At 39.0% G+C, this 14,815-nt stretch carries 8 protein-coding genes; 2 read left to right on the forward strand and 6 right to left on the reverse strand.

Annotated features, from left to right (window positions below; genetic code table 11):
* Window positions 1-88: 88 nt before the first annotated feature.
* From T357_RS0116335 to T357_RS19490, 5 genes are all read right to left on the reverse strand, one after another.
* Window positions 89-3,847 carry a hypothetical protein gene (locus tag T357_RS0116335; protein WP_031554916.1) on the reverse strand — a complete coding sequence of 1,253 codons (3,759 nt, stop codon included), beginning with the start codon at window positions 3,845-3,847 and terminating at the stop codon, window positions 89-91.
* A gap of 226 nt (window positions 3,848-4,073) precedes the next feature.
* The gene (locus T357_RS0116340; protein WP_044917236.1) at window positions 4,074-6,425 is read right to left on the reverse strand and encodes a glycoside hydrolase family 31 protein; all 2,352 of its coding nucleotides are present in this window, start codon (window positions 6,423-6,425) and stop codon (window positions 4,074-4,076) included.
* Window positions 6,426-6,516: 91 nt separating this feature from the next.
* Window positions 6,517-8,082, reverse strand: coding sequence for a type 2 periplasmic-binding domain-containing protein (locus T357_RS0116345; protein WP_031554918.1), 1,566 nt, complete (start codon window positions 8,080-8,082; stop codon window positions 6,517-6,519).
* Window positions 8,083-8,115: 33 nt separating this feature from the next.
* Window positions 8,116-9,000, reverse strand: a complete 885-nt coding sequence (locus tag T357_RS0116350) for a carbohydrate ABC transporter permease (protein WP_031554919.1) — start codon at window positions 8,998-9,000, stop codon at window positions 8,116-8,118.
* 170 nt (window positions 9,001-9,170) lie between these two features.
* Window positions 9,171-9,926, reverse strand: coding sequence for an ABC transporter permease subunit (locus T357_RS19490; RefSeq protein ID WP_242840134.1), 756 nt, complete (start codon window positions 9,924-9,926; stop codon window positions 9,171-9,173).
* Between the two features lie 180 nt (window positions 9,927-10,106).
* On the opposite strand from T357_RS19490, the gene T357_RS0116360 reads away from it, so the two are divergent.
* Entirely contained in the window at window positions 10,107-11,834 is a 1,728-nt protein-coding gene (locus tag T357_RS0116360; protein WP_031554920.1) for a sensor histidine kinase, read from the forward strand.
* A gap of 73 nt (window positions 11,835-11,907) precedes the next feature.
* Window positions 11,908-13,485, forward strand: a complete 1,578-nt coding sequence (locus T357_RS0116365; RefSeq protein ID WP_031554922.1) for a response regulator transcription factor — start codon at window positions 11,908-11,910, stop codon at window positions 13,483-13,485.
* 137 nt (window positions 13,486-13,622) lie between these two features.
* On the opposite strand, the gene T357_RS0116370 is transcribed toward T357_RS0116365, so the two are convergent.
* The gene (locus T357_RS0116370; RefSeq protein ID WP_049962521.1) at window positions 13,623-14,495 is read right to left on the reverse strand and encodes an alpha/beta hydrolase fold domain-containing protein; all 873 of its coding nucleotides are present in this window, start codon (window positions 14,493-14,495) and stop codon (window positions 13,623-13,625) included.
* Window positions 14,496-14,815: the final 320 nt, after the last annotated feature.

Here is a 14,815-nt window from a genome sequence, read left to right on the forward strand (position 1 = left end):
TATTATCTATACCCCGTCTTAAATATTTACGATATTAAAAAATCGTCTAATGTTTTTCAACCTCATCCTGAGGATCCCCGTAGTAAGTTTAATCCTTCTGTTCTGCTATATCTGATATCTCGTCAGAAGTATCTCCCTTAGGTTCTTCAGAAAGAGTTTCTTCGCTCTGCCCGGCATCAGCTTCTGAATCTTCTTCAGAAACTTCTCCATGAGAATCTTCAGAAGAAGTATCTTCACTCTCCTCATCATCTACATCTGATACCTCATCAGATCCATCTTCCCGAGAATCTTCAGATGAAGTCTCTTCGTTCTGTCCGGCAGCTGCTTCAGAATCCTCTTCAGAAACCTCGCCCTGAAGGTTCTCGGATGAAGAATCACCGCTATGTTCATCAGCGTCCGGATCCTCTTCAGAAGTTTCAACAGATGATATATCATCGTCCTGGTTGGAAGCTTCCATAGGATCTTCGCTCTCAAACGCTGCGGTAGGATCAACAGGATCGTTATCATCTGCGGTCTCAGCATTTTCATCCATCAGGTTATCGATCTCATCATCGGAGCTGCCTGCTTTGGCAGCTTCATCGGATACGTTTTTGCCGTTATTACCGTTATTATTCCCGGTCTGTTGTCCCTGATTCTGATTTTGTGTGTTGTCATCAGTCTCATACTTATATGAAACACTGACTCCGAATTCACTGTTTGTGTCTGATTTCAGATAAAGAACAGGATATTCATTTTCTCTTTCTTTTATTTCGTTTACGTCTAAAATAAAGAATGATTGCATCTTTTTATCTTGGTTCAGCTTACATATTTCATATTTTGAGTTTTCTTTCAGTGGAATGTTATAATGTAAGTTCTTCGTTAAATTAATATAAACAGGAACATAGTTTTCCGTTCCATTGTCAACCCGGCGTATGTAATAATCATTCAACGTCTCATCATCATTACCCTCAAGTTCGTAACATAAATAGTAGAAACCCTTCAGGTTATTATCAACCTTGTATTCACTGTTTAATGCAGAAAGGATATCATCCGCATCCATGCGTCCCTGAGTATCCGGTCCAGGGAGATACATATAGAATGAATAATCATTGTTTTTATATTTTATATGTATCCGATCATAATCAGGGAGCTCTTCTCCGTCTTTCAGAACTGAACCGACATTCCCGTACTTATCTATACTTGCAAGTGCTTTATCATTTTTGGAATAAGTGAATGTTATTTTATTTGATGTATCTTTAAAGTATTTGTCATAAATATCCTCAAAGTTATCTACCACCACTGGAACATCCGTAATATAACCTTCAGCAGGTTTAAGATCTGACCAGTTATCACTGAATCCATCAACATTGGCATCGTCAAATATTTTTAAAACTTTATCAGCCAGATCATTATATCCATGAAGCATAGTTGAGTAGGTGATGTATCCCTTCACGTCTTTATATGAAGTTGTTGCAGTGATGTTAGGCATTGCGTCATACCAGATCTTCAGGAGATCTTCAAGAGGGATATTTAATTCTTTATTCATCCTGTAACATATGTTGCCATAGATAGTTGCTTTGGCATGGCAATCGTTATGATCAGTATAGGTTGCGCTATAATTCTGTCCTCCAACCTTTGAAACATCACCAAGACTTTCCGGGTCTCCCATGCAGCGGAGATTTTTTCCAACACTTTCTTCTATACTCCATTTTTCGAGATCGATTCCCGTTCCGGTTGCTTTATCTCCGGCAAGATATAGTATCATCTCAAGAATGTTTCCGTTGATATCCGCAAATCCTTCATGTAGAGACTTCTCACTAAGATACTGGGATGTAGGAGCCAGGACATCAAGTACTCCATGCCCTACCTCATGAGCAAGAGAATCAAAGGAAGCATTACCTGTATTATCATTTACTGTTATAGAGAAGTATGCACCTCTGAAGCCACAGCTTGCGTTATCTTCCTGATCATTATTGTCAAAGCCTATGATGAAAGGTATGTTTTTCAGGTTATCAAAAAATCCGAGCTTTTTATATTCGTCATAGGTCTTTTGAACAGTCACGAAACTTTGTACGAAATGTGATTTGATCTGATCATCTATCGACGTGAATCCCTTTTTCAAATTGACAGAAGAAATGGCTGGTTTTAAATTGGCAGCTATTTTTCTTTCTTTATCGACTAAGTAGGAATATCTCACACCATCCACGTCTACAGATGCAACTGTTAGTTTTACATTATTTCCAAAATAATCAGTAAAGGTATGCTCTTCTGTTTGTATATCATCTGAGAAAAGAAAATCAAAAGCATACACATTGTTTTCTTTGGTAGGAACATCAGAGTAAGTACCTATATAAAATATTTCATTATCCGGCTGGATCACATATTTTGATATATAACCTGTAGTATCGTCTTTTCCATAAAAGACCTTGCAGTAAGCATTGGCAGTCGAATCGAATACCGTTTCAAATTCCGTTGAGACAAGTGTTTCACCGGACATTTTCGTGCGTTCCAAAATACTGTCAAGATTCACTTTCGCTATAGAATCCAGGTTTTTGTCAAGCTTAGCGCCACAGTTACTGCTTAAACTGATCACCTTGCCTTTATCATCAACTCCCAAATTGATGTTACTGTAAGGATTGTTGTACCCTGTGTTTATATCTGCTCCTGTAAACTGATAATAAGTATCACCTTTTGAATTTCCTACAGTTTTGTTTAACTTAAGTATCTTACTGTCGGGAAGACCGATAAGTTCAAGCATACACTGGATCGCTTTTACAGAATCATCTTCATTGGCAACTGTAATATCAGTGAAATGACCACCTACAAAGGTGACAAACCCATCACTGTCTGCAACAAGTACCAGATTGTCTCCGCATATTTCTTTGAGTTCTTCGAGAGTGAGATATTCACCTATCTCAGATACTGGAACAAGGATATTACCGTTTCCGTCAGTAACACTGTTACTATCGGGAATGCTCCGGACTGAAACATCTGACCTGTCATCTCCTACTGAAGAATCAGTGCTGTCATCCATTACTGAAGAATCAGTGCTGTCATCCATTACTGAAGAATCGGAGTTCTCATCCTCTACTGAAAAATCATCAGACTGAGTATTTCTGAGATAATCAGTTTTCCCCCCACCTGCTAAACCGGTTACATAAAAATCCCTGAGCCAGTTGTTCCAGTCGTTTCCATAGACTTTTGTTAAGGTTGAGTGTGCGGCACGATACTTATAGATATTAAAATATGGATTACATTGATACCCGTTTAAAATCCCTATGTTTACAAAGTGTTCATAAAGGGCATCCGGGTCAGTACCGCACTGTTTTACAGCATCCGGATAAGTTTCGGCATAAAATGCTGCATCAAAAATATCCTTAAGGCTCGAGGGCGCAGCATTACCCATGAAAAAGTATGCAACCCACATATCCCAGTTATCACCAAGATAAGTTTCCAGTTCAGGATGATCGTCACGATATCTTTTGATATCAAAGTATGAATTACAAAGGTATCCCCTGGAGAGGCCCTTGGTCAGGAAGTGCTGATATAAAGCTTCCGGGTCAGTGCCTGCTTCCGTCATGGCATCCGGATACTGAAGTGCATAAAAGAAAGGATTGAATAGGTCTTTTAATTTTTGCGGATTTGTAACAGAACCAGTTGCAGCCTGAGAATTATCAGCTTCGTAAGCTGAATTTGCAGCAGCCGCTGCTTCGGCACTTTGATTGTTTGCAGCTGCCAGTGTTGTCATAGGTACGATGGAAGTTCCGACTGTAGACAACATTGTGGCAGCTAATACTAAAGATGCACAGCTACGTTTAGCTGTTGTACGCACCTTTACATGATCATTTCTATGATTAAAGTTTTTCATCCCCTACTCCCAAAAAACATATTTTTTCTCATATAAAATATTAACCCTCGTATTTTACATCATGTTTTTCAGGCTGTAAACCGGTTAGATGAATGATCTGTTTCTTATTTATAAGTACGATTTAACAGTTCATCCCCGGCTGAACTGTTATAGGCTCACAGCACTTCTTCCTTGCATCATCAAATTAATCTTCCGCTCTATACTTACAAGTTCGTCTATGTACATTCTACATACATAACTCAGTGACTGCATCTTTCAGTAATTCAGAACAGTTATCTTCCTTTAACCAGTTAAGGAAATCATCATGTCCCAAACTATTTAAGGCATTGAAAACAGCATCCTTCTCACAATTATCAGACCATGCCCTCTTCAACAAGTCGGTTACCTGTTCTTTATAAGCATTCTTCCCCGGCTCCAGTCCTGAAACAGACAATTCTAAGCCGCACTCCGATATGACCTTAGATAAAGTGACTGTAAGTATTGATCTTTTATCATCATACTTAAAGCAAATATCCTGATCATCCTGCAACACTTCTTTTCCACAAACAGAAACAGCAAACTTATCTTTGACTAAATCAACACCATAAATCCTGATCTCATATTTTCTTTCACCTGGAATCAATGACAGTATGCCCTCAGCTTTACCTATATTGATCTCAATTGCGCCATTTTCATCCCAAACAACATTATATTCAGTAGTGACAAGCTGCTGCTTTTTATAATTCATGGAAGTTCCATCATCTTCATACATTGTATAACAGCCATTTGCTCCTGCCCCTATATAAAGCCCTATTCCTTCAGGATTGGCAGTACCATTTTCACGATCATTTAAAGACGTTGGCACGATTCCGCCTGCCTTAAGCAGTACCGGTATTTCATCCAGCTTACGATACAGCTTACGCTTAACTGCTCCTTTATAAATACGTCCGTTAAATATGTCATACCAGATTCCGTCCGGAATCAACATATTAACAGAAGCAACTCTGTACTTTTCATCGGCTGGCTCTGTGATCGCACCAACAAGCAAAGATTCTCCAAAGCCATATTCATTAGGTACATGATATGACGCTTCAAAGCTATGGTAGTCATAGTACATCGGTCTGATCAGCGGTTTATCTTCTTTATATGCTCTGTAGTTTTCAGTATAAAGATATGGAAGAAGGGCATGTCTCAGCCTCATATATTTCCTGATAACACCTCTATATGGCTCATCTATCTCCCATGGCTCCTTATTCATAAACGCACTGTTGCTGCTGTGTAAACGCATGATCGGAGAAAAAACACCATATTCGATCCATCTTACAAGACGCTCGTCATTTTTATCTCCCTGCATATGTCCGCCGATATCATGGCTCCACCAGCCATATCCGATATTGCTTGATGTGCTTGTGAAAAATGGCTGAATATTTAAACTGCGCCAACTGGAAATAGTATCACCTGAAAATCCCACCGGATATCTATGACTGCCGGGACCTGCATATCTGGAGAATATCATAGGTCTGATATTTCTTTTTTCCTGATCAACATAGTGATAATGATTCAGTAAGAATAAAGGATCAACAGCATCAGGCTTTCCGGTACCCTGCTGCCAGTCGATCCACCAGAAATCAACACCTTCATCCTCCATGGGATTCATCACCTTTTTGAAATATGTATCGCGAAATTTTGAATCGCTGAGATCAAATTCCACCGGCTTTTCAGTTGCAGGGTCGATCCCCATTTCCCGTGCCACATCCTCATACATATCTTCAAAGCCTCTGATGCCGTCTGCAGGATGAAGGTTCAAGGTTGCAGCTAATCCCCTGTCGTGGAGCATCTTTAAAAACCTGCCAGGATCAGGGAACAGTTCCTTATTCCAGGTGTATCCTGTCCATCCGGTTCCGTATTTTTCATCTACCTCAGTGATGTGCCAGTCCATATCGATAACAGCTACGGAAAGAGGTATCTGCTCCTGCTCAAATTTATCAACAACCTCTTTATAGGATTCTTCAGAATAACGATAATATCTGCTCCACCAGTTTCCTAAAGCATATCTTGGTATCATAGGAGTTTTACCGCAAAGCCTGTAGAAATCCCTGAGCCCTTCATAAAAATCTGTGCCGTATCCAAAGAAATAAATGTCAAGTCCATCAGTATTTCTGTTTACATACTCATTTGTTTCATCGAGAACCGGACTTATACTATCATCCAATACCGCATAACCGTTACGTCCAAAGATTCCCGGTTCAAGCATTACTCTTCCATCGGTTTCATCTAAAGTGCGTGCTGTTCCGAGTAGATTCCTGTCAGAATTTCCATAAATGATGCTATAATGCCAGGTTGTCCCAAAATCCTTGAGCTTTATTTCCAAGCCATTTGTAGAAAATGGTTTCTGATCATATTTTAATAAAAGACTGTCTGTTTCCACATATAGATATCCATCTTCGCTCCGGCTCTTCACTTTAATATCATCAAATGTCCTGTTTACAACAGCTTTTGTAATTCTGTCTTCGAATAGGCCATCTTCCTGATATTCAAGCCTGATCAAACGATGTGTCAGGATAGATATTCTGTATTTTTCCCCTAAGATCACTGCCATTTCATTACTCCTCTGAGTTTCATAAAAAATGGGCAAGCCTCCAATTTCATATGTAAGCTCGCCCGTCTCCGGTACCGTTCCTTAAAACCCTTTATTTATTTGCATTATAGCAATCATATGCATCCTGCTGGATCTGTAAGAAATCATTAATTCCCATCATTTCAAGCTGTGAAATATATTTATCCCACTGCTCATCCAGGCCGCCGTCAGCAACCCATGTCGCCTGATTTGATGATACATATGCTTCCAGATCGGCATATAATGTTGCAAGAGTATTAAGTTGGTCAGGTGTATAGCTAACATTTGGATATGCTTCACGTGCATACTGCTTCACATCTTTATCTAACAAAAGCTTTGCAGCATCACCATTTTCACCGGCATATGAAACTTTGTCATTAAAGCCATCTGCAACATATTTGGGACCGAAGTCACGAAGTGATTTGATCCAGGCAAATGTATCAGCCGAATTGCCATCGTTTGGCTCAAGAACCTTATATGTTCCTGCTGACTCATCCTTTTCTACACCAACTCCAAATGCTCCATAAAAATTCTGGATAGAAGCATCTTCTGAATAGAACTTATCCGCCCAGGCAAGGAGTGGACCGGGATCTTTACAATCTGAAGTTACGACAAATTCATATCTGCTGTAATTCCAATGCTCCGGATCTGATGAAATGTACTGATTTCCATCCGGACCAACAAGTGCCGGAAGTGCTGCATACTGATCTGCATTTGCACCAAATGTTGCATCTGCTGTCCATCCCGGCGCAGAACCGACAATAGGTGTTTCACTCATAAGCTTTGCATCACGCATAGATGTGTCTTCTGTAAAGATTTCAGGATCGATCAGTCCTTCCTCGAAGCATTCATGCATAGCTTTGATTCCATCTTTATAGTTATCTGTAATCGGAAGATATACAGGCTTACCATCCTGTACTGCCATCATATATGTACTATCAGCACCGATGGTTGTGCCAAATGGAAGACAGAAGAACATAACTGAATCTGCGTAACCCTGACCAAATGGGATTTCATCTGTCGGGTCACCATTTCCATTTGCATCCTCATCTCTGAATGCTCGGAGTACCTCTACATACTCATCGTATGTGGTAGGAACTGACAGACCTAAATTGTCCAGCCATACCTTATTGATAAACATCTGATTTGCTACAGTTGGACGACATGGCTTCTTTGAAGGAAGACCATAGATGTGCCCATCAGCAGATGTAGCGAGTGCTCTCATTGTCTCGTCTTCTTCCATGATCTTTTTAAGATTTGGCATGTATTCATCGATATAATCGTCTAATGCTATAAAAGTACCGGCATTAGTGAGGATATCAGTCTCTGTAAAACAGATCGATCCGACAAATGCATCCGGTAAATTGCTGCCTGCAAGAAGAACAGCCTTCTTATCACCCCAATCGGAATTTAATATTGTGTTCCAGGTAATATTAATTCCTGCTTCAGCAGCAGCCTGGTCAGGAAAACCTTTGTGATAATCCTCTCCCCAGTCAGCCCATCTGACTGTTGCCACTTTGTAGTCATCTTCAGCGCTTCCGCTTGTCGGCTCTGTGGATGATGTTGTTCCCCCACAGGCTGTAAACATCATAGAAGCTGTTAAAAATCCCCCTATTGCGATACTCAATTTCTTTTTCATAGTCTGCTCCTTCTTTCTTTATTGTAACTTAAATTATCCCTTCACTGCACCGATCATTACGCCCTGATTAAAATACTTTTGTAAGAATGGATAGATCATCATGATAGGCAATGTTGAAACCACTATAGAACCATATTTCATCATATCTGAAAGCTGTCTTAATTCCTGGGCCATAGTACCGGTTGCAGCTCCCAGCAAAGATTCATTTGCAATAAGTATTCTTCTCAGAACCAGCTGTAATGGCATCAGATCCTCATTTTGTAAATAGATCAAAGCATTGAACCATGAGTTCCATAAGCCAACTGCTGTCCACAATCCGACAACTGCTATTACCGCCTTTGATAACGGAATTACGAACTGGAAAAAGTACCTCAAAGTAGAACAGCCATCAAGCTGGGCTGCTTCCCATAATGATTCCGGAAGAGTCGATTCAAAGAAGGTTCTTGCAACTATAATGTTGTATGTGCTGACTGCAAACGGAAGTACCATTACAAGCCAGTTATCCAAAAGTCCAAACTGTTTTACCGTAAGATACGTAGGTATGAGACCGCCGTTTATAAACATTGGAACAATATAGAAAATATTGATCCATTTTATGCCGGGCAGATCCTTGCGGCTCATAGCGTAACCAGCAGTTATATTCACAATCAGAGACACTAAGGTACCAACCACTGTATATACGATAGTATTAAAGTAACTTCTCCATATCTGATCCTGCTCAAATAACAGCTTATAGCCTCTGAAATCAATGCTTTTTGGCCAAAACCATACCTTACCTGTAGCCACATCTTCCGGATTACTGAAAGATGCTATGATTACAAACCACAATGGATAAACAACCATCAGGATCATCAGTATGGCAATAACGTAAAACACAACATTCACTACTTTATCTTGTGAAAAACCCTTCGTTTTCATTACTTCCTCCTAGAACAAACTGCTTTCTGTAGTCTTTTTGGAAACCCAGTTTACGAATAGTAATACGATCAGGTTGACCACCGTGTTGAAAAGTCCAATCGCCGTAGACAGGCTATATTGCATACTCTGCATACCCATCTTATAAACATAGGTTGATATGATCTCAGAACTCATAATATTCTGAACATTCTGAAGAAATAAACTTTTTCAAAGCCTATTCCTAAAATGCTGCCGGCTCTTAAAACCAAAAGTACCATCGCTGTCGGAAGTATCATCGGGATATCAATATACTTTATCTTCTGGAGGGTTGTAGCTCCATCCACAGCTGCAGCTTCATAGAAGCTTGGGTCTACTCCGGCAAGAGCCGCAAGATATATGATACTGTCCCATCCCAGATGCTGCCATATATCACTCCATACATACACATGCTTAAATTTGCCTGCGTCTGCCATCAGATTAGGAAACTCTTTTCCGAATAAGCCAAAAACATTGGCAAATAAGCCACTGCTTGGTGAAAGAAAGATCAATATCAAACCGCACATAACCATTGTTGAAATAAAATGCGGTAAATATGTAATGACCTGAAATACTTTCTTAAATCTCCCTGATCTCATCTGATTACACATAAGTGCAAGAAGGATAGGAAGAGGAAATCCTACAAGTATGCTATATAAGCTGAGAATGAGGGTATTTTTTATCGTTACACCAAATTGGTATGATCTGAAAAACTGAAGAAAATTTTTGAATCCCACGAAATGACTTCCGGTAATTCCCAATGCCGGAGAATAATCCTGGAACGCGATAATGATCCCACACATTGGAATATATGAAAAACATATAAGTAGAATTGCCGAGGGAAGTAATAATAAATACAGCTGATAATAATTTGAAATCTTATTGTTCTTTTTCAGTGCCAACTCTCTCATTTGGATTGCCTCCTTGTTTTTTACAAAACAAATCATATAAATAATCCGAAATGAGAAATAGCACTTTTACGATTGTCTGATAGCACTTTTCCGAATTAAAATATCATTCTTATAGAGTATTCACTACTATCCTTTTATAATAAGTAATGTAAAAAATGTGATTTACAAAAGGTAATTTGTATGAAAGCAAAAAGATTTAACAGATCCTTTCAGGCAACTCTTTATATCAGAAGATTGATGCTTCTTGCAATCCCTATCGGATTGATATTTCTGATGGTAAGTGGGTATGCTTTTTCTGAAATGAGAAGACAGAATGATGCTTCAATTAAAAACTCTATTGATATTTATGAAAAAGAATTGTCTCACAAGTTGGATGCGGTAGCACACTTTGTTCAATGGACCGTTGTTCACGAACATGTATTGGAGGATTTCAATCCTGATAACAATATGGGTGATTATCGTCAGGCCAGCGAGGACCTGAGAGCCAGAGTAGGCGAAATGCAATATGCCATCGGTAATGAGTTTCAATATTTCTTTTATTCAAAAGAAAACCAGCTTTTTATCAATGCCTCTTCCATCGCACTGGATTATGCTGCTTATCAGGCTATCAGGGATAAACTGATAAATGATGCAGATGTAAACCAAAGTTCATACATCATAGAATGGACACCTTATGAATTTAACGATTGCACCTTCTTATATTACTGTATCTGCTATAAAGATTATGTATTTGCCAGTGCAATTGATATGAAAGACGTGAGCGCCCCTCTATCATCTTTAAACCTTGGCAGACTGGGCTGCATTCAATTTGAGTCAGGCAACAATGTTTTCTATGCTACTAATGAGGTTCCATCAGGTCCTGCTTCGTTGTTTTACAGCAAAATAGCAATTGAGAATACACAGTATGACATTCCATTTGATATAAGCATTTATATGGATGTTTTCAGCCATTATGGGCATATATTCTTTCTGTTATTTTTGATCTTTCTTTTGGCACTGATCTTTATAATACTGATGGGAATATATATTTTGTTCACATACAGAAAGATCATACTTCCGATCAAATTATTTTCAGATAATTTATCTGCCTTGGACAGACTTCCGGAAGATCCGGATCAAACACAGGAAGCTTCCATCATGTTATCTGATACCAATATTCAGGAGCTGAATCAGATAAACAGGCAGTTTAAAAATCTGACCCATGAAATAACCAGACTAAAGATCAATATTTATGAGGCTGAACTTGAAAAGAATAACTTCCTTATTCACTTTTTACAGCAGCAAATCAAACCTCATTTTTATTTAAATTGCCTGACCACTATCGACAGTATGCTTAGCATAGGAGAAACTGAAACCGCAAGAAAAATGCTTACATTTACTTCAAAGTATCTGCGCTACCTGTTTCAGGCAGATCAGGATTTCATCAATCTAAGCAGCGAATTAGCCCACATTGAAGATTACATTAATATTCAAAACCTACGATTAGGTCACACCATAAAATATGAATTACACACAAAAGAGGACTATGCCCTTGTACAGGTTCCTCCACTCCTGCTTATCACTTTTGTGGAAAACATCATAAAACATGCCATACCACACGGAGAAACGTTAGATATCAGGATCAACTGCGATAAATATGACTGCAGCACTGATTCTTTATCAGCCAAATACAAAACGCCATATTATTTTGAGATCACAATTTCAGATAATGGACAGGGGTTGGATGAAGAAATAATAGAAAAGATCAATAACGGAATCTCTGTATCAAAGGATGGTCAGCACCTTGGCTTAAGCAACAGTTTGAAACGCTTAGAGCTTTTATATGACAATCGGTTTGAATTAATACTTGCAAATAATGATGCAATAGGCGCAAAAGTAATCCTTCACATACCATATACACCGGATTAAGAGGTATTTGTCAACTACCCACCGCCCAAAGGGCAGTGGGTTTCCGCCTACGACAACTGAAAGGATTTTATTTATGAATGCATTAATCGTAGACGATGATAGATTTGTTGTCATCGCTTTAGAAAAAGGAATAGACTGGAAAACACTTGGAATAGACAATGTCTTTAAGGCATATCGCATTGAAGAAGCCAAAGAGATCATAAATAATAATCAGATCGATATCTTACTCAGCGACATAGATATGCCACAGGGTTCTGGTATAGATTTACTGGAGTATCTCAGGGAAAACGGCAACAATTTACCGGCCATATTTCTCACAAATTATGCCGATTTCAACTATGCCAAAAGAGCTTTGGAACTTAAAAGCTTTCATTATTACCTTAAACCAATTGATTATGATGAGTTATCCATCATTATAAAAGATGCTCTTTTAGAATCAGTTTCAAATGCCAGTAAAAATAAAACTGCAAGAGACCAGCTTTGGGTTAACTATCTTCTTCAAAAGCAGATTTCACCTGATGATTTTCTCTACAAGCTTAAGGCATTTGACTCTGCAGTTAATGATGGGGATCAGTTTATAGTATCACTTTTTCAGATCTATCCCTATGTTTTAAAGGATGGCAGTCAGATCATATGTCAGTACAGCAATATCAATGATATTTATGAGCAGATCACCAAACTCTTTATATCTGTATTTGGCGGACACTTTTCAACTAAGGGATTGATCCTGCCTTATCAGACAGAAGAAAACCTTCTGATAGCCTTAGTGCCTGTACCTAAGGATGAGGGAGCGGGCTCATCACATTTTAACATGATCAAAACCCAGGCAGAGGAGATAGTATTTACAACAAAAGAAAAACTAATGCTGCACTCCAGTTTTTTCATATCAAAGGCGGAATCTGTTTTATCCTTACCATCTACTCTGGACAGATTGCTGCAGCTTAGAAAAGATAATGCAAACAATATTGACAAAGTACTTACTCTTTCCCATTTTGATGCAAAAATAAGTCCCGGACAACCACTGGATACAGATATACTTATGACTGTAATAAATTCAAAAGACTGGGAACAGTTTTATCAGATTGTACTTAAGTACTCAGCAAAGCTCAAGGCTAATGGTGCCTTAACCGGTACAACCCTTTCAACCCTTTATTTTGAGATCAACAAGCTTTTGTATACCTACCTGGATGAACTGGATATCCCTGCTCAGGATATATTAAGCAAAGACTCGTATCAGTTTTTCAACAGACATATTTCTCTGTCCGAATACTACTTCAGACTTTACCTGGACTATATAGTCCAAGTATTTTCACGGTTTTCCGAGCCTGACAGTGAAGAGCAGTCTATCATAAAATTATTTAATTACGTTGATACCCATTTCAAAGATGAAATATCAAGAAATGATCTGGCTGATATGTTTTTCTTTGACCCTGACTATATAACCAAAATTTTCAAAAGGGAAAAAGGGATGAGCTACATGGACTACATTATAGAAAAACGTATGGAGCTTGCAAAAAAGCTGTTAACAGAAACCAACACTCCGGTCAGGGATATCTCCCTTGCGATCGGTTATGATAACTATTCATATTTTACAAGACTGTTTAAAAAGAAATTCGGGATCACTCCGGCAGAATATAGAAAAGTGATGTAAAATGAGCAGCCCCCTGCGTTCTCCCTAAAATGAGTCAGACCTTCTCGTATCCTTCATAATGGAATGAGATTATGGAAATAAACAAAAGTCACCGTGAACGGTTCATCTTTGGAACTTACCACGGTGGCTTTCTTTCACTATCTCAAAACAATATGGAATATTTTATGGCATGCATGTATGGATTCTATTATGGGATAGATAGGATAAATGTGTATCATTCCCTCTCCCACTATGAGCTCATTGGACACATCCTGATCCAGCATCCTGAACATCTTTGTCACATCCGGATACAGAACCTCATCTGTTCCAATGAATACCGTTATGTTCTTAATCCCTTTCAGATCACCGTAAATAGGGCTGACCTTCGGATCATGAAGATCCAGGTCCCCGGCCCAGCGCTTCGCCACCGAAACAGCAGAGGCTGCTGTTATCAAAGGATCCTTAGGCTGATACTGTTTAATGTCTTCGTTTTCCATTGAGATATCTACCCAGGGAGAAAGCAGGATCAGCTCGTCCGGCAGGCGGATACCTTCTGCTTTAAAATGTTCTGTCAGGGCAAGCGAGAGTCCGCCACCTGCCGAGTCACCCATGAGAATAATCTTCTTCTCCGGATGTTCCTCACAATACTGTTTGTATACCGGCACTATAAGGTCAAATGCCTCTTTATAAGTCCCGAATGGTGCAAGTCTGTAGGCAGGAGCAATAACGTAAGCATTGGTCTCCTTCACAAGCTTTTCTATAAACATCCAGTGAATAGGAATGAAATCATATCTGTAGGCACCGCCATGAATATAAAAAACCGTATAACGTGATACGCCCTTCTCATTTACATAAAAAATGCGGCCGTTTTCATTATCCTCAAATCTGGTCCCTATATTTTTCGGAGCCGGAGACTTTTTTTCTTCTGCTTTAAGAGCTTCAACCATTTTCTGCTCGCTTTCCTCCGCTGAAAGCTTTGGCCAGAACTTAAGAAGATCCCCCACGATTTTTGCGCCTAAACTTTTTCCCATATTTTATTATTTCCTTTCAGGTTTTATCAGTTATTTTTTATTATGATTCTATTTCGATCTGATATCTTCATTAATGATACCACAAAATCCGAAGTTTATTTTATCAAGAATAAACTAAAAGACCCTACCGGGGTGTACCGATAGGGTCTTCTATGTGCGTAGGATTTATTTATAAGGAGAGGTTTATCATTTTATTCTTTTTATTAGATTCCGAATTCCTGTGCCCAGTATGTTCTGCCGTTCTGAGTTGTTGTTGAGATTGCGCAAGTTGTGAAGTCAGGCTTTAAGATGTTTGCTCTGTGTGTAGGTGATGCCATCCA

This window comes from Oribacterium sp. FC2011 (assembly GCF_000701645.1).
Taxonomy (GTDB): Bacteria; Bacillota; Clostridia; order Lachnospirales; family Lachnospiraceae; genus Oribacterium.